Here is a 17,173-nt window from a genome sequence, read left to right on the forward strand (position 1 = left end):
TCTACTAATATGCTCCCCGAATATGGGTATGGACCTCTTTTTCGTAAAAACTTTTCAATGTCTGCAGTTCCTCAGGACTGAATTCCTTTGCATTCAGCGCCTTAAGATTATCCTCGACCTGCTTGACACTTCTGAAACCTGGAATGACACTCGATACCTCTTCCTGCTGAAGGATCCACTTGATCGCAGCTCTGGTACGGTTGCCTCTCCCTTTTTCGATCCAGTTCAGTTCATCACTCAGTTCGACCCCTTTTTTGAAGTCCAATCCACCAAAGGTTTCCCCGACGTTGAACGCTTCCCCGTTGCGGTTGAAGCTGCGGTGATCATCACTCTCGAATGTCGTGTCTTTTGTAAACTTACCTGTTAATAGCCCGCTTGCCAACGGTACACGGGCAAGAATCCCGACATCCTTTTCCATCGCCATCGGGAACAGCTTTTCCAGCGGTTTTTGTCTTAACAGATTGAAGATGACCTGCAGGGAGCTTGCCTTTGTATGCTCGAGACAGAAGATGCCTTCTTCTACTGTTTCGACACTCACACCGTAGTAGCGGATTTTCCCTTCTTCCTTCAGCTTTTCCAGTACCTCGAATACGCTGCCTTCCTTTAGGATTTCCAACGGTGGACAATGAATCTGGTACAGATCGATTGCTTCCCTGTCCAGCCTTCTTAAGCTGTTCTCGCAAAATGCCCGCACGCTATCCATTGAATAGGTCCGAGGGTCATGGATATCGGCGCTGCGGCAAAATTTCGTCGCGATCTGGATCGATGCTACCTTCCCTTTAGTCGATTTCGCAAGCAGTTCTTCACTATGTCCGTCCCCATACACATCTGCCGTATCAAAGAAGTTCACCCCTGCATCCATCGCCTTGTCCAATGCCTTCAGTGCTTCCCGGTCATCGAGCTTGCCCCAGGCGCCGCCGATGGCCCATGTCCCAAAACTTAATTCACTTATGTTCAGATCCGTGTTACCCAGCTGATTATATTTCAATGCTTCCCTCTCCTCTCTTTCATACGAGAAAGGCTGCCTATAGAAGCAGTGGAACTCTCTTCTGAAGCAGCCTTATCATCTGTCGGTATTATTTTCGATAGTTTACCAGTTTTTCATTTAACGATTTTGTTTGCCCGTATACGTCCTGATAGAGATGGAACAATTCCTTATATATCTCTACGTTGGCGTCATTCGGGATGAACTCTCTCTCTACTTTCAGAAACTCATCGGCACATTCCTTCAGGGAATCGAACCAGCCACACCCATAGGCTGCTAGCATCGCTGCTCCCATTCCCGGCCCCTGCTCACTCGAGAGCTTCACGATTCTGGCGTTGAATATGTCCGCCTGCATTTGCAGCCAGTCTTCATTCTTCGTCCCGCCTCCAGTGGAGACAATCGTCTCGATTTGCTTGCCGCTGCCGCGGAAGATCGCCAAGGATTCATTCAATGAAAAGGTGATGCCTTCCATGACTGCCCGTACAAAGTCCTTTCGTTCATGGGAGCTGTCCATGCCGATAAAGCTCGCCCGAATCGCAGCATCTGCATGAGGGGTCCGTTCCCCCGCCACATACGGTGTAAACAGTAAACCATTTGACCCGGGAGGCACGGTCCCTGCCTCCCTCACCAACTCTTCAAAGCTTTCATCCTTGGCAAACACATTCCTGAACCAGCTCAGGCTGTAACCTGCTGCAAGGGTGACACCCATCGTATAATAAGCTTCCGGGGCCCCGTGATTAAAGTAATGGACCTTCCCCTCGAAATCCTTGTCATTGCCGGATTCATAGGATAGCACTACACCAGAGGTCCCGATGCTGCATAGAGTCTTGCCTTCTTCTAATATTCCGGATCCGATTGCGCCGCACGCATTATCCGCTCCCCCGGCAAATACTTGGGTGAAAGTGGATAGACCAGTCGATTCTGCGATTTCAGGGCTTATGCTGCCCGTCTTCTCATAGGAATCGACCAATGGTGGACAAATCGCGGGGTCAATTCCCAGGAGGTCGCAGATTTCTTTGCTCCATGCTTTTTCCCCGATATCCAACAACAGCGTTCCTGCTGCATCGGAATAGTCCATATGCAGCTTCCCCGTCAACTTGTAGCGGAGATAATCCTTCGGAAGCACAAAGGTTTTCGCCTTCTCATAGATTTCCGGCTCATGCTCCTTCACCCAAAGGAGCTTTGGAAGCGTAAAGCCTTCCAATGCAGGATTTTTCGTAATCGAGAGCAAGCGTTCTTCTCCGATGACCTCGTATATCTGACTGCATTGTGCGGTCGTTCTTGTATCGTTCCAGAGGATGGCATTGCGAAGCACTTCGTTGTTCTCCTCAAGGAGTACAAGTCCATGCATTTGGCCTGAAAAGCTGATGCCCTCGATATCTTCCGTATCGCCCTGGAAGTTTTGCAGGAGATCAGACAATCCAGCAACGGTCTGATCCACCCACGCTTTCGGATCCTGTTCACTGAAACCCGTTCTTTCTTGGATTAGTTCGTAATCCTTTGAAACCTCCTGAACGACTTCCCCGGTTTGGTTCACCAGCAGGATTTTCACTGCACTTGTTCCCAGATCAACGCCGATTACGTATTTCATCACTACACCTCTTCTACGTTTAACCTTATTCTCCAGCGTATGCTTTCAGTAAATATTGATTGATGGTTGCCTTGATCTTCTCAAGACGGCCTGATTGGTGCTTCACTTCTGTTAAGCCCAGCGCATGCTCCTCAAGCTTGCGGAAGTCTGAATTTCCTTCCACGATTTCAAGACCGATGCCTTCTGTGTAGCTCTTATAACGATTTTCAACCACACCATCCAGAACGTTATCATCAATCAGCTTCTGAGCAACCTTAAGCCCGACTGCGAAACTGTCCATTCCGGCGATATGCGCATGGAATAAATCCTCCGGCTCGAAAGAACCTCTTCTCACTTTCGCGTCGAAGTTCAGACCGCCGCGGCCAAGTCCTCCATTTTTAAGGATTTCATACATTGCAAGAGTCGTAGAATACAAGTCTGTCGGAAATTCGTCTGTATCCCAGCCAAGTAACGGATCGCCCTGGTTGGCATCCACTGAACCGAGCATGTTGTTCACACGTGCATAGCGCAGTTCATGCTCGAATGTATGTCCTGCCAATGTCGCGTGATTCGCTTCGATATTGAACTTGAAGTGGTCCTGCAGTCCGTAATTCTGAAGGAACGCAAAGCCTGTCGCCACATCGAAATCATACTGATGAGTCGTTGGCTCTTTCGGTTTTGGCTCGATGAGGAATTGCGCATCAAAGCCGATTTCCTTCGCATAATCAACAGCCATATGAAGGAAGCGTCCCAGGTTATCCATCTCAAGCTTCATGTCTGTATTAAGAAGGGTTTCGTAGCCTTCACGTCCGCCCCAAAATACATAGTTTTCTGCACCTAATTCCTTCCCTACTTCCAATCCTTTCTTCACTTTCGCTGCAGAGTAAGCGAAGATGTCTGCGCTATTGGACGTAGCAGCACCATGGATAAAGCGGGGATGCGTGAAATTGTTCGCCGTGTTCCAAAGTAATTTCGTTTTGCTGTCTTTCATGTAGTCCTTTATCATACTTACGATTGTATCAAGATTTTGATTGGTTTCTCTTAAGCTGCTTCCTTCCGGGGCAATATCGACATCATGGAAACAGAAGAATGGTACATCAAGCTTTTCAAAGAATTCGAAAGCCGCTTCTACGCGTGCCTTTGCTAAATCCATTCCCGTATATTGATCCCATGAGCGGATCATTGTGCCGCTTCCGAATGGATCGGAGCCGTCCATCGTGAAGGTATGCCAGTAAGCTACACCAAAACGCAGGATTTCCTCCATTGTTTTGCCACCGATTTCTTCCTTTGGATTATAAAATTTAAACGCAAATGGATTGGTTGATGTTGAACCTTCGTAGTTAATTTTGTCGATGTTCTTAAAGTAAGCCATTGATCGTTCCTCCTAAAATTTTATAATGAAGTGCTTCAACTTCCGGCTCACCGCCCATCCGGATGAGCGATACTGATTCGGACTTTCCTTACTGCCACTCGAAACGTGATCAGCTTTTATAACAGGTTCTTTATATGCGGGCGAACCGATTGGCCGCCTGCACCATTTTATAAATGTAAATGCTTACAACGTCATTATAGCAACATAGTGTTAGTTTGTCTATTGAATAAACTAAGTTTTTATAAACTACTGCCAAACAAGCCCCGATACCGTATAATAGTTCATGATTGCGCATACAACTTACTCATCGATGGAGGTGGCTATGTCCATGAACACGTTAAACAGTGCGATCTACACCATCTTTGAATGGATCACGCGTTTCGCTTTCATAAATATTTTATGGGTACTCTTTACCTTGGCAGGGGGCATCCTGTTCGGCTTCTTCCCTTCTACGGTGGCCATGTTCGCGATTGTACGGGATTGGTTAAGGGGAAATACGGAGGAACCGGTATTCAGTACCTTCTTGACCTATTTCAAAAGAGAATTCTGGAAGAGCAACCGCCTGGGAATCGTCATCATCGCCGCCTCACTCCTGATCGGCATCGATATCTGGTATATCCAAATGGATCTCCGTGAGCTGTTCACCTGGACCCATATTCCGCTATTCGCCTTTATGCTGCTCTTTCTATTCTTCTCCTTTTATCTGTTACCGGCCTTTGTGCATTTCGATTTGAGCGTGAGGCAACTGATCAAACAAGCGTTTCTGATCATGCTGATCCATCCGCTCCATACGCTGTTGATGCTGCTTTGTCTCGGTTCCCTTTTCTTTATCATGTACAGGGTACCGGCTCTTGCGTTTATCTTCGGCGGCAGCGCTTATGCCTTTATCACGACATGGCTTAGCCTGCATGCATTCAAACGGATTCAGGGGAAACAGGCATAATAAAAAAATCACTTCTCTCTCGAAGTGATTTTTTTTATTGCTTATCCCTTTACCGCACTTGAAGAAATTCCTTCCACAACTTTATTGCTGAAGAAGAGGAATGCAAGCAGGATCGGCAGCACACTGATAATGAGCGTGGCACCTATGGCTCCCCAGTCTGTCATGTATTGCCCGATGAAATTCTGGATCCCGACGGTAAGGGTTTTGTATTCATCGGAGCTGATAAATGTGTTCACAAAGACAAACTCATTCCAATTGTAAATCATATTGATAATGACTGTCGTCGACATGATCGGGATTGTCATCGGCAGGATGATTTTGAAAAACATCCGATGAACCGAACATCCATCCATTATAGCCGCCTCTTCTATCTCACGGGGTAACGTATAATAGAATCCAAGCAGAATCATCATCGTAATCGGCAGATTATAGGCCGTATACGTAATGACGATCGACCATGGATTATCAATTAAATTCACATTTAAAAACATGCTGAATAGCGGTATGATGGCTGAATGAATCGGAATCATCAACCCAACCATGAATAACCCCAATACCAGTTTACTTAGCTTCCACTGCATTCTGGTTATGACGAATGTCGCCATGCTTGCAAACAATACCGTCAAGATGATCGCTACACCTGTAATCCAGATACTGTTCCAGAAGTAAATCCCGATTCCTCCTTCCCATACCTTCGCATAATTCTCCCATCTGAATTCAGAAGGCAGGGAAAATGGAGATTTCGAGAAGATATCCTGGTTATCCTTTAATGAAAACAGGAACAGCCAGATGACTGGAAATATCTGGAAGACTGCGACAATAGCTAAACAAAGATAGAGAATAAAGTAACCCGCACGCTTCATGGTCTAACCCCCTTCAATATTGAATTTCTTCTTTGGTCGCAGTGACTTTACGGACGATGACGGTCACGATTAATGTGATGATCAACAGCAGGAAGCCGATGGCGCTTCCGTATCCAAAGTCATTACTTGAAAAAGCCAGTTTATACATATAAGAAGCCATTACTTCACTGGCACCGTTCGGCCCGCCGCCGGTCATGACATAAATCAGATCAAAATACTTCAGTGATCCGACAACCGCAAGCACAATGGTCACCTTGACGACTCCCATTATTAAAGGCAGCTTGATTTTATAGGCAATTTGAAGAGGTGTCGCCCCATCGATTCTTGCCGCTTCCACCAGGGATTCCGGGATATTCTTCAAGGCAGCATAGTATATCAAGATGTAGAAACCCGCATATTGCCATAGAATCGGGATGAAGATGGCATACAATACAACGGATGGTTCAGCAAGCCACGCGGGCGGATCATCTACTCCGATCTCCATCAGTATGCTATTGAGCATCCCGTTCGACGGGTTGAACACCTTGATCCATAACTGGGCGATAGCAACGGATGACAACAGCATCGGAATCAAATAGATCTTCCTTAAAAGGTCGGCCCCTTTGATTTTTGAAGCCAATATTAACGAGATTGCCAGATAAATAATCAGACTAAGTGTTGAAAATACAGCAAGTAAAAAAGAATGAAGTGCACTATCCCAGAACTTCTCATCAGAAATCGCATGGATATAATTATCAAGCCCTATGAACTCCATCTCCCCGATGCCATCCCAGTCCATCAAACCGTAGTACGCAGTCAGGATTAATGGGATGAAAATGAAGACACCGATCAAAAGGAGTGCAGGGAGAACGTAACAGGCGATAATCCACTTGTTAGACATTACTTTATTCATAACATTCAACCCCATATTTAAAAATAGAAAAGGACAATCCAGCCTACGGGTATGTCCTTTTCTTTAATTGACCATCAGAAAATCTATTATTCTTCCGAAAGTGCCTTTTCATGTTCTTTTGCAAATTCCTCCGGTGTAACTTCTTTACCAAAGAGCGATTGGATCATATCCAAGTGAACCTGTGCGACATCTGCGCTCATTTGAACGTCTGCGAATAATGTAATGTTGCTGGCATTGTTTAGATCATCCAATACGTCGACATACATATCCGGAAGATCCAATGACTCAGCATCGACCTTCGTTGCAGGGATGACCCCGGCATCGGTCACCGACTTCTCTCCCCATTCCTGTACGAAGAAGGAGGCAAATTCTTTCGCTTCTTCCTTCACATCCGAGTCTTCCGCAACGAATAGTCCTACCCCTGGACCTCCGACGAAGCTGTTCATATCTCCATTCCCATCAACCGTCGGGAAGTTGAAGTATCCGACAGAATCCCTGAACTCTTGCGGAACATCTTCATTGGTTGTGTAGTTTGGCAGATCCCATGTCGCAATCAAGTACATGGCAGCCTGTTCGTTCATAAACATGCTCTTCGCTTCTTCATCTGAAAGACCATTGAATCCTTTGACAAAAGCGTCCATACCAACTAAATCCTGTACTTTTTCCGCGGCTGAAACAAGTGCAGGGTCTTCGAACGAACCCGTTCGGTTGATCGCATTCGTCAAGACGTCCCCCCCGCCTATCCGGTCCGCCAGGTACATATACCATAACGATCCAGTCCAGCGATCCTTGTTTCCAAGAGCGATTGGCGCCACATCATTTTTCTTCAACGTCTTTACGACATTTTCTAATTCTTCATATGTTTTCGGTGCTTCCAAGTTATATTTATCGAAAATCGCTTTATTGTAGAAAACCGTGGCAATGTTCAATTCAAGGGGCAGTCCGTAAGTGCTTCCATCCACTTCATACGCTTCTGCCGTACCTGAGACGAATTTGTCCTTTAAATCCCCTTCAAGCAAATCATCTAAAGGTGCAAACTTCTCCCCGCTTACATAAGGATCCAAGAATCCTGCAGCCCAAGTCATCCCCACATCCGGTAATTCATTCGAAGTTGATAGTACTTTAAGCTTATCCTTGTACTGCTCATTGCTCAGCACTTCAAGGTCCACTTTCACATCAGGATGATCACTTTCAAAATCCTTGATGATACCGCTTACAATCTCATTGTGCTGCTTCGAGCTTCCTTCTGGCCAAAGATGCATGAACTCGATTGTTTTCTCATCTCCGGACCCATTGGCCTTCTCATCAGATCCAGAACAGCCGGTGATCAGTAACAGAGAGGAAAAAAGAGTGAAGACTGTTGTAACCGCTTTCTTATTTCTCAAACTAAATACCCCCAATATTCGTTTTTTTGAAACCAGATATGTTACTGATTTTAGATTACCACCGAAAACAATGTTTGTCTAGTGGATAAACTAAGTTTATAATAGAATTAGAAAATGGTACACTAAAGGAAAAATTGAGAAAGAATGGAGCTTCCAAATGAAAATGTCACAAACCTACAATCAGCATGTTGTCAAAAAAGGCAACAAGTCATTAGTTTTACAAACCATTCAGGAATTCACCCCTATCTCAAGAGCAGACATTGCCAATCAAACAGGGTTGAACAAAGGAACGGTCTCCTCCCAGGTAAGTGAGCTCCTTAACGAAAACCTGATCCTCGAGTCCGGTCCCGGAGTCTCAAGCGGCGGAAGAAGACCCGTCATGCTGTTATTCAACCATTTAGCCGGATACTCCATCGGGGTGGATATTGGTGTGAACTATATTCTCGGAATCCTGACCGACCTGCAGGGCAACATCAGGAATGAAAAACTGATTAAATTTCAAGATCGAACGTATGAAGAAATAAAGGACGAACTGTTTACCATTGTCGATTCCCTGATTGAGTCAATGCCTGAAAGCCCCTATGGATTGGTAGGTATCGGAATCGGGGTCCCGGGAACCGTCAGCACAGACGGAGAGATTCTCCTCGCTCCAAATTTAAATTGGAAGAATATCAACCTTAGAAAGACAATGGAAGCCAAATTTAACGTTCCCGTTCAAATCGAGAATGAAGCAAACGCGGGGGCTTACGGCGAGAAGAAATTCGGTGCAGGTAAAGATTCCAGCAATATCATTTATGTCAGTGTCGGGATCGGGATCGGCGTCGGCCTTATCTTAAATGGTCTGCTGTATAAAGGAAATAATGGTTTTTCCGGAGAACTTGGCCACATGACCATCGAAGTCGACGGTCCGGAATGCCGATGTGGGAACCAGGGCTGCTGGGAATTATATGCGTCGGAAAAAGCACTCGTCCAATCTGCCACAGAGCATGGCATCAAGCCCGAAAGCGGTCAGGCGCTTTCTCTTGAAAGCTTAAATGAACTTGCCGAAAACGGGGACGCACATGTCATTCGTGTATTCGAAGAAATCGGTGGATATTTGGGGATCGGGATCAATAACATCATCAATATCTTCAATCCTGAACAAGTCATCATCGGAAATCGCCTGGCATCGTGCTCTAAATGGCTGGAAGAACCATTAAAGAAGAAACAAGGTCAAACTCTGTTTACGCATCAGAAAGATTTGAGCATCGATTTTTCACAGTTATCCACTCATGCCACTGCATTGGGCGTGGCTGCTTATGCAAGTGAAAACTTCTTAACCATCGATATCCAGGAAGTGTAAATCTATTTTCTAGTAGGAGAGGTGCAGAACAATGACAACGATTCAAAACCCGATTTTACCAGGCTTCAATCCTGACCCGAGTATTTGCCGTGCAGGAGAGGATTATTACATTGCCGTCTCTACCTTCGAATGGTTCCCGGGAATCGGGATTTACCATTCAAAGGACTTAAAAAATTGGCGACTCGTATCCCGTCCCCTGAACCGCCTCAGTCAATTGAATATGATGGGCAATCCCGATTCAGGCGGGATCTGGGCCCCTGCCCTCTCTTATCGTGATGGCAGGTTCTGGCTGATCTACACCGATGTGAAAGTCGTCGAAGGACAGTGGAAGGACAGCCATAATTACCTCGTTACTTGTGACACCATTGACGGTGAGTGGTCTGAACCGATCCATTTGAACAGCTCAGGCTTCGACCCGTCACTCTTTCATGATGAAGATGGCAGGAAGTATCTCGTCAATATGCTCTGGGATCACCGCGTTGGCCATCACAACTTCTACGGCATCGTCATGCAGGAATACAGTGTAAGCGAGCGAAAACTGATCGGCAAAAAGGAAATCATCTTCAAAGGAACGGATATCAAGCTGACGGAAGCACCTCACTTGTACAAAATAAACGGCTATTACTACCTGCTCACAGCAGAAGGCGGAACGAAATACGATCATCAGGCCACCATCGCCCGCTCGAAGGATCTATGGGGACCATATGAAGTGCATCCTGACAATCCATTGATCACGTCGTTCCCGTATCCAAGAAACCCGCTGCAAAAAGCCGGGCACGCTTCCATCGTTCAGACCCATACGGATGAATGGTTCCTTGTTCATTTAACAGGACGCCCGCTGCCGCAGGAAAATAAACCTTTGCTTGACCCTCGCGGCTTTTGTCCACTCGGCCGGGAAACCGCCATCCAGCGTCTTGAATGGAAAAATGATTGGCCATATGTCACAGGAGGCAATCAACCGTCCGTAGAAATACAGGGACCTGCTGTTGAAGAAGTTCAATGGGAAAGAGATGTTGAGGAGAAGGACGACTTTAACCATGATTCTCTTAATCTTCACTTCCAATCCCTGCGCATTCCATTAGGTGAAGATATCGTTTCATTAAAGGATAACCCTGGACACCTGCGTTTATATGGCAGAGAATCGTTATCTTCTAAATTCACACAGGCCCATATCGCAAGGCGCTGGCAGCATTTCAACTTCACTGCCGAAACCAAGGTCGCCTTTAACCCGGACACTTTCCAGCAGGCAGCCGGTCTAGTAAACTACTACAATACGCAAAACTGGTCTGCCCTGCAAATCACCTGGCACGAAGAACACGGCCGGATTCTCGATCTGACCGTCTGTGACAACTTCACATTCACTCAGCCGATGAAAGATGACCCGATCGTCATCCCGGAAAACGTAGAATATGTCTGCTTGCGTGTAAATGTAAGCACTGCCATCTATGAATATTCCTACTCCTTCGACGGAGAAAACTGGACAAAGGTCCCTGTTAAACTCGATTCTTACAAACTCTCAGACGATTACATCCAGGGAGGAGGCTTTTTCACAGGAGCCTTCGTAGGAATGCAATGCCAGGACACTTCCGGACAGAAGCTGCATGCTGACTTTGATTACTTTATTTATAAGGAAGGGATTTAATCACTCTCGTAAACATTGTTCATGCTCAGTGCAGATGAACTGTTCAAAACGTTTGGATCAAGAGAAAACAAAAGGTCCGTCCCTCACCACGGTAAAGCTTTACCGCATTGAGGGACGGACCTCTTTTCTTTTTTATCATTGTGCTCGCATTATGATATGGATTTCATTCTGCCTTTCAGTTTTAAATTGCCGAGCACGATTCCACATAGAATGATGACGACCCCTATCCATTGTGAAAAACTGACTACTTCAGCTAGTATTAGAGCGGACATGGTTACAGCCACTGGAAGTTCAGAAGCCGTTAAGATTGTGCCAAGCCCTGGTCCGACATGGGGCATGCCGATTGAAAATAAAAGAGGTGGTAAAGCTACGCCAAAGAAGCCGAGCAATAAACCATATTGTGCGACCCCCGTCAAAGTAGGTAAATCAACTAAAAACGTGGGTGGAAAAATTAAAAATACGACAATTAAACCACCTGTTGAAAGGAAAGCACTTTTCAAGACGGGTGGAGAATCTTTTCCGACAGAACTGCTGAGTGTGATAAAAGTGGTAAACGTCACAGCAGATAGTAATCCCCAAACAGTCCCTTGCAAGGATAGAACAACTTCGCTCTTTGCAACTGCACCAGCAGCTAAAATGGAGCCGATTATTAGTATGGCAATTGAGATGATTTTACCTTTAGTTGGCTTTTCTTTATATAAGATCCACTCGAATAACGTGCCGATCCAAACAAATTGAAATAGAAAAATGATTGCAAGCGAAGCATTCAGTGTCTGCAGCGCCTGATAATAGAACACACCTGTCAGTCCAAATGGAATTCCAGATAATAATAGTTTGAAAGCTTGATTGAAAGGTATCCTTTTCTTTTTTGTAAACAGAACCAGCACCCAGGTAAGCAAAGCTCCGAATAAATATTGGCCACCTGTCACTTCTGTTACTGAAAAACCTGCTGAATAAGCAAGTTTGACAAATGTAGATAAGATCCCATAACAGCATCCACCTAAAAAAACAATCAATGCATATTGCCACGTTTTCATTTTTTTCTCCCCCTTTTTTACACATAAAAAAACCACACAATTGTCAATTGACATTGTGTGGCGAAAATAGAGCTGCCTCTATAAAAATCCACTTCCTAAAAAGGTTTTATCATTATAATAAAATGTAAGAGATCAAAACTAACTGCTATTAGCGCTAACTTTCCTACTAAAAGATTATACCATTTCCGATTGCCACTGTCAGGAGTTCACCACTTTATTTTTTTCCAAATAATCTCTCAAGGAATCCAAATCCTTTGCGCAAGCCTTCCTAAAGACGCCTGCCATTAATTTACCGAACAATTTCGACAGGCCGGTCAGCCCTCTGATTTCCCCAAGTAACGTCACTTCTGTCTGATCACCTGATGAAGTCAGCAAATAGGTAAAGATAAATTCTCCTTTGCCTGTCGTCCCCTTCGTGCCGTCGCATCGCAGCACAATCTTATCAGGTTCTTTAAGCTCCACTACCTCAAAATATTCCGAAGCCTCTTTGCCGAACATCTTTCTCGTTTCCCTCCACTGACTGCCTTCACGGATCGGCCCTTCATCCATCCGCTCTATTCCCACCAACCCTTGCATCCACTGTTTGGCAGAAGCAAGATCTAATAGACTCGCATAGGCTTCTTCTTTGGAGACCTGAAAGTTTCTTTTCACTTCGAATGGGATACTCAAATGGAATGACCTCCTAAGATCTATCGTACTATTGAATAAATTTGACAAGTTTGTCTTATTTCCTTCTTTTAATCGTTAAGGTACTATAAGTCTTGGCTACTTTAACTCCCTTCACCCCCGAAAGAATGATCCAAACACCCCAGTTACCCTCTATTCTTCGATCTATTTTTCAAAAACGCAATAAGAAGCAGGAGGATGGGAATGATCACGAAGAGTGGCAGATGTAAGACAAATATCGCTATCTCTAGTCCTTCTTGGATATGCTCTTGAAAATTGCTCGCAATCGTCATCGACATAAATAAAACGACCAGGCCCAAAGGATAGGACAGCCGTGAAGGCGATTTGACCTTAAATAAGCTGGCTGAGCCTATGACCGCTGCATAAAACAACACGCTTATCTTAAAAAAAATCCCGATCACTAAGGCAAGCATAAAAAATACATCCAGCCGTTCTAAAAAATCGGCTACTTGGATGGTCTGAACCGTACTAAGAAGCGGAAATTGTGACCGTGCAGTCAGACCCACACCAAGCACACTAATATTAATGAGCATCGTAAGTATGAGGTTGATTCCACTTAACCCCGTTGCACATATCATCGTAAGCTTTACCTTCTTGGGATTATTCATGTACGGCAAAATCATCGTAAATACAATGGCTTCTGTAAACGGGAAATATAAGGTTTGAGTAAAAACCACTTTTAGGACAGGTGCAATCCCTTCTTCAAGTACCGGCTGTAGGTGGGTTAAGTCGATCAGACCAGAACTCACGATCAATATAAATCCAACGACCGAAAGCATAAACATAAGCATAAAAAGCAGTTCACCTGATCGCCCGATGACCTCTATTCCTTTATGGACCGTATAAATAATGACGAGCATTAACAGTGCATTGGCGATGAATAAAGGCGTTTCGGGATAGGCAAAGGTTAACAGCATTTCCCCAAAGTCTCGAAGAACCCTCGAAGCATCATACATAAAGAAAAAAAGATAGAGGAAGGCAACCAAGGTTCCCAGCACTTTACCGAGAATCTTATGCATGTACTCGGTAGGCAACAGATCGGGATAATACCAATAGAGTTTATGATAGACTAATAAAAGAACGAAACTGACGACCATTCCAAGCAGAATGGCCAACCAGGCATCCTGTTTTGCATCTATGGCAAGAGGGACGAGTAAAGCACTCCCCAGTTCAAACAGAACCATTAAGACAAAGAGCTGACTGGCACTAATTTTGGCTTTCTCCACTCTACTGGTACCCCCTTTCCCTCACTATTGATCATCATTTAAGCTTGAAAGAAACGATTTGTTTCGTAATCCCGCACGGCGGATATAGGCTTCCACTTTAATATCCACCTTTAATTCCGGAAAGTACACCTCGTTCCACATCGGTTTAAGCTTCTTCCACTCACCGGGACTGGAACGCCGGATGGCTTCGCCAAACCCAAAGATATCCGCTTTATTTGTTTGAGCCTGTTCAATCGCTTTTTTTATTTCTTTTTTAACCTCTTTCTCCAGCTCTTCTTCCATCTTTGAAATAACCTTTACATCTGTGATATCTACAGGTACATTCATTTCCCCTATACTTCCTTCCGCACGTGTATGAATAGAGATATGGGGCTTTCCATTCTTCACTTTCGCAGATACGGTTGTTTTTTGACGGACTGTTTGATAGGCGATGGCTTCCTTTTTTCTTTCCCAATCAATGTTAATGTCTGTTCCCTGGATTTCATCTCTGATCCATACGGTTCCTCTTGCCGCTTTCCCATGATACCAATCCACTAATTTCCCTTCTTTTATGATGCCGATTCCACTTGCTTCAAGGGCAGATTCAGGCTCACTTTCTTGAATGTTTTCTAACTGGCTCGCATGCTTGGGATTTCCCACAAGGCGAAATCCTGAAACCACGGTTGCTTCATCAGGGGATTGCAGCCCTTTCATCACGTCTTGGATCGACGTCTTTATAGTCTCTCCCAATACCTTTTGAGAGAATTCCAACGTTTTCAGCACCTTATTCGCTGGAATTTTATCAACGGGTGTTAATGTTTTCACGAGGTCTTCTGCAGATGATTGATTGGCAATCACCATGGTTGTCGTGATTCTAAATTCATGATCTCGATCGACTGCATCGATTAATGTAGCTACACCTTCTTCTCTTGCAAGGTTCTCCCCAACCACCACCAGGTTGGTATGGGCATAATATAATCTTCTGGAAATTTTGCTTGAAGCACGCCTGCTTGCTTCTACTAAATTATTTCCAGTTGCCGAATAGATGGTAACAGGTGGGCTTTGAGTCCCGCCACCTCCCCCACGCATGCCTCCAGCCACGTTCCCGGGATTAATAATTTGAAGGGTGATGGCATATTTTCCGTCTTCCGTCTTATCTACTCCCAGGGCTGCCACGATAGCAAGATCGGTTAGCTCTTTTTTGCTCCAACATCCGGAAAGCAAGACGGTCATTGTCACCCATACTATAAGGAAGATCAACTTATGCTTCATCGTTGCCACCCTCTTTAAAATCCCGATTGACCATTGCACGGGATGCAGGAGGCTCGGGACGCTGATTCTTCCCTTCCCGTACTGTATTGGCACTAATTAAGCGGGGTCTTTGTCTTAGTGACCACCATGGTAACCTTACAAATGTATCTCCATTGTTCACAGGTATAAAGGGAGCAAAAGGGGCCATATAAGGAACACCGAATGAACGTAAGCTGCATAGATGGACGACAATCATCAAGAGGATCAAAATAATTCCGTAGAAGCCGAATGTGGCCGCACCAACCATAAACAAAAACCGGATTAAACGAGCTGAAATGGCCATGTCAAAAGAAGGTGTCGCAAAACTGGCAATCGCTGTGATCGATACAATGATGACCATGGCAGGTGACACAATACTCGCCTGAACGGCTGCTTGTCCAATAACAAGTGCACCGACAATGGATACAGCCGAACCAATCGCTTTCGGCAGTCGAATTCCTGCTTCCCGTAGGATTTCAAATGTTATTTCCATCAGAAGAGCTTCCACGAATGCAGGGAAAGGAACGGCTTCCCTCTGTGCTGCAATGGCGACAATGAGCGTTGTCGGCACCATTTCCTGGTGAAAGGTGGTGACAGCGACAAAGGTAGCAGGTGCAATCAGCGAAATCATGAACATCAAAACGCGTAAAAGCCGAATCGATGTCGCTATATCGAAACGGGCGTAATAATCCTCAGCCGATTGGAAAAATTGTATAAACACAGCTGGTGCAATCAGTACAAAAGGGGTACCATCGACAAAAATGGCAATTCGTCCTTCAATCAGATTCCCTGCCACAACATCCGGTCTTTCAGTGTTGAAAATAGTGGGAAAGGGAGACAGTGTTTGATCCTCGATCAGTTGCTCGATATAGCCTGATTCCAAAATACTATCAATGTCGATCTTATTAATTCGCTGACGAACTTCTTCAATGACCTTTTCATTGGCAATGCCATGTATATACATAAGCGTCACATCGGTTTTGGTTACACGGCCAACCTTCAAAGACTCCATCCATAAATCAGGGGTCTTAATGATGCGCCTTACCATGGCTGTGTTGGTATCAATCGACTCTGTAAACGCCCCTTTTGGACCACGGACCACCATTTGAGTGTTGGATTCCGAAATGGAGCGTTTCTCCCCGCCTCTCGTACACGCACTCAAAGCCTTTGAAATGCCATCTATCAGGATCAGGGTGTCACCTGCCATTAAAGATGAGAACAGGTCTTCCCAGGTATTGAGCGATAACACGTTCCCAACCGTCATCATGTCCTCAGAAATCCGTTCTAACGCATCATGCTCATTCAATTGTTCTTTATCATCATCTTTCATCATGGTCTGCAATAAGAATTCCTGAATCGTTCGATTGTCTACTATTCCTTCGATATAAACAATTGCTGTTTTAATATCGGAATCTCTCCCCATTTTCAGATGACGAACGACGAGGTCTGAACTGTTTCCTGTTTTCTTTCTAATGATGTCAAGATTGACTGACAACGAATCTTGTATATGTTCTGCCGAGTGATCAGCAGCATGATTTTCAGCATTCGACTGGTGGTTCTTTTTTGGTTTTCGACCTTTAAAGAACGAAGGCATAGATTCAGACCCCCTTCTTTTATTTTTTATTACTTTAACCATATGAGGGGTTTTTATGTAATTATTAACAAACGCATGACTGAATGATACAAGTCCAAAGAGAAGAAACTAGTTGGAGGAGTGTGATCGGCATGAAAATCATGGGCATTGCCCTTTTAATGATGGGTTGTTTAATGGCTTTTTCTCTAAGTCTCGATATTCTCCAAGGGTTTGATGTTTCAGACGCATTGTATAATGCCGTACGTCCTTTTCGGGTAATGGAAATAACGGAAGTATTCGTCCTCTTTTTTCTTCTTTCGATTTTTCTGGTTGAAACTGCGTACGTATTAATAAAGAAGAGAAACGAAGACAAGTAAGTATACTTAA

15 protein-coding genes are annotated in these 17,173 nt (G+C 44.7%); 4 read left to right on the forward strand and 11 right to left on the reverse strand.

All coding sequences use genetic code 11. The features are described from left to right. Positions 1–4 precede the first annotated feature (4 nt). The 3 genes from FZC88_RS10695 to xylA form a co-directional block, all read right to left on the reverse strand. Positions 5–988, reverse strand: coding sequence for an aldo/keto reductase (locus tag FZC88_RS10695; RefSeq protein ID WP_148994845.1), 984 nt, complete (start codon positions 986–988; stop codon positions 5–7). Positions 989–1,076: 88 nt separating this feature from the next. After that, positions 1,077–2,576, reverse strand: a complete 1,500-nt coding sequence (gene xylB, locus FZC88_RS10700) for a xylulokinase (protein ID WP_148994846.1) — start codon at positions 2,574–2,576, stop codon at positions 1,077–1,079. A gap of 25 nt (positions 2,577–2,601) precedes the next feature. Beyond that, positions 2,602–3,927, reverse strand: a complete 1,326-nt coding sequence (xylA, locus tag FZC88_RS10705; protein ID WP_148994847.1) for a xylose isomerase — start codon at positions 3,925–3,927, stop codon at positions 2,602–2,604. Positions 3,928–4,255: 328 nt separating this feature from the next. On the opposite strand from xylA, the gene FZC88_RS10710 reads away from it, so the two are divergent. After that, on the forward strand, positions 4,256–4,870 hold the full coding sequence (locus FZC88_RS10710; protein ID WP_148994848.1) for a YesL family protein: 615 nt from the start codon (positions 4,256–4,258) through the stop codon (positions 4,868–4,870). A 41-nt stretch (positions 4,871–4,911) separates the two neighbouring features. On the opposite strand, the gene FZC88_RS10715 is transcribed toward FZC88_RS10710, so the two are convergent. From FZC88_RS10715 to FZC88_RS10725, 3 genes are all read right to left on the reverse strand, one after another. Next, on the reverse strand, positions 4,912–5,733 hold the full coding sequence (locus FZC88_RS10715; protein ID WP_148967542.1) for a carbohydrate ABC transporter permease: 822 nt from the start codon (positions 5,731–5,733) through the stop codon (positions 4,912–4,914). Between the two features lie 13 nt (positions 5,734–5,746). Continuing rightward, a complete protein-coding gene (locus FZC88_RS10720) occupies positions 5,747–6,625 on the reverse strand; it encodes a carbohydrate ABC transporter permease (protein WP_148994849.1) in 879 nt (292 codons plus the stop codon). Positions 6,626–6,711: 86 nt separating this feature from the next. After that, entirely contained in the window at positions 6,712–8,010 is a 1,299-nt protein-coding gene (locus FZC88_RS10725; protein ID WP_148967540.1) for an extracellular solute-binding protein, read from the reverse strand. 157 nt (positions 8,011–8,167) lie between these two features. On the opposite strand from FZC88_RS10725, the gene FZC88_RS10730 reads away from it, so the two are divergent. Both FZC88_RS10730 and FZC88_RS10735 read left to right on the forward strand, forming a co-directional pair. Further along, positions 8,168–9,352, forward strand: a complete 1,185-nt coding sequence (locus tag FZC88_RS10730; protein ID WP_148994850.1) for an ROK family transcriptional regulator — start codon at positions 8,168–8,170, stop codon at positions 9,350–9,352. 31 nt (positions 9,353–9,383) lie between these two features. Beyond that, a complete protein-coding gene (locus FZC88_RS10735; protein ID WP_148994851.1) occupies positions 9,384–10,994 on the forward strand; it encodes a glycoside hydrolase family 43 protein in 1,611 nt (536 codons plus the stop codon). Between the two features lie 149 nt (positions 10,995–11,143). On the opposite strand, the gene FZC88_RS10740 is transcribed toward FZC88_RS10735, so the two are convergent. From FZC88_RS10740 to FZC88_RS10760, 5 genes are all read right to left on the reverse strand, one after another. Next, positions 11,144–12,031 (reverse strand): EamA family transporter, encoded by an 888-nt coding sequence (locus FZC88_RS10740; RefSeq protein WP_148994852.1) that lies wholly within the window; start codon positions 12,029–12,031, stop codon positions 11,144–11,146. 198 nt (positions 12,032–12,229) lie between these two features. Continuing rightward, positions 12,230–12,700: an SRPBCC family protein gene (locus tag FZC88_RS10745; protein WP_148994853.1), complete on the reverse strand. Its 471-nt coding sequence runs from the start codon at positions 12,698–12,700 to the stop codon at positions 12,230–12,232. A gap of 143 nt (positions 12,701–12,843) precedes the next feature. Next, positions 12,844–13,944: a GerAB/ArcD/ProY family transporter gene (locus FZC88_RS10750; RefSeq protein ID WP_148994854.1), complete on the reverse strand. Its 1,101-nt coding sequence runs from the start codon at positions 13,942–13,944 to the stop codon at positions 12,844–12,846. Between the two features lie 24 nt (positions 13,945–13,968). Continuing rightward, a complete protein-coding gene (locus FZC88_RS10755; RefSeq protein WP_148994855.1) occupies positions 13,969–15,195 on the reverse strand; it encodes a Ger(x)C family spore germination protein in 1,227 nt (408 codons plus the stop codon). Then, complete coding sequence (locus FZC88_RS10760) at positions 15,185–16,807, reverse strand: spore germination protein (RefSeq protein WP_148994856.1); 1,623 nt, start codon at positions 16,805–16,807, stop codon at positions 15,185–15,187. Before FZC88_RS10760 ends, FZC88_RS10755 begins: the two co-directional genes overlap by 11 nt. A gap of 131 nt (positions 16,808–16,938) precedes the next feature. On the opposite strand from FZC88_RS10760, the gene FZC88_RS10765 reads away from it, so the two are divergent. Further along, positions 16,939–17,163, forward strand: a complete 225-nt coding sequence (locus FZC88_RS10765; RefSeq protein WP_148994857.1) for a YczF family membrane protein — start codon at positions 16,939–16,941, stop codon at positions 17,161–17,163. Positions 17,164–17,173 lie beyond the last annotated feature (10 nt).

It is taken from the genome of Rossellomorea aquimaris (assembly GCF_008180865.1).
Classification (GTDB): Bacteria; Bacillota; Bacilli; order Bacillales; family Bacillaceae_B; genus Rossellomorea; species Rossellomorea yichunensis.

Coding starts and splice junctions, on each gene's coding strand:
- xylB (WP_148994846.1), bottom strand. CDS start 2,576: ATGAAATACGTAATCGGCGTTGATCTGGGAACAAGTGCAGTGAAAATC.
- xylA (WP_148994847.1), bottom strand. CDS start 3,927: ATGGCTTACTTTAAGAACATCGACAAAATTAACTACGAAGGTTCAACA.
- FZC88_RS10710 (WP_148994848.1), top strand. CDS start 4,256: ATGAACACGTTAAACAGTGCGATCTACACCATCTTTGAATGGATCACG.
- FZC88_RS10715 (WP_148967542.1), bottom strand. CDS start 5,733: ATGAAGCGTGCGGGTTACTTTATTCTCTATCTTTGTTTAGCTATTGTC.
- FZC88_RS10720 (WP_148994849.1), bottom strand. CDS start 6,625: ATGAATAAAGTAATGTCTAACAAGTGGATTATCGCCTGTTACGTTCTC.
- FZC88_RS10730 (WP_148994850.1), top strand. CDS start 8,168: ATGAAAATGTCACAAACCTACAATCAGCATGTTGTCAAAAAAGGCAAC.
- FZC88_RS10735 (WP_148994851.1), top strand. CDS start 9,384: ATGACAACGATTCAAAACCCGATTTTACCAGGCTTCAATCCTGACCCG.
- FZC88_RS10740 (WP_148994852.1), bottom strand. CDS start 12,031: ATGAAAACGTGGCAATATGCATTGATTGTTTTTTTAGGTGGATGCTGT.
- FZC88_RS10755 (WP_148994855.1), bottom strand. CDS start 15,195: ATGAAGCATAAGTTGATCTTCCTTATAGTATGGGTGACAATGACCGTC.
- FZC88_RS10760 (WP_148994856.1), bottom strand. CDS start 16,807: ATGCCTTCGTTCTTTAAAGGTCGAAAACCAAAAAAGAACCACCAGTCG.
- FZC88_RS10765 (WP_148994857.1), top strand. CDS start 16,939: ATGAAAATCATGGGCATTGCCCTTTTAATGATGGGTTGTTTAATGGCT.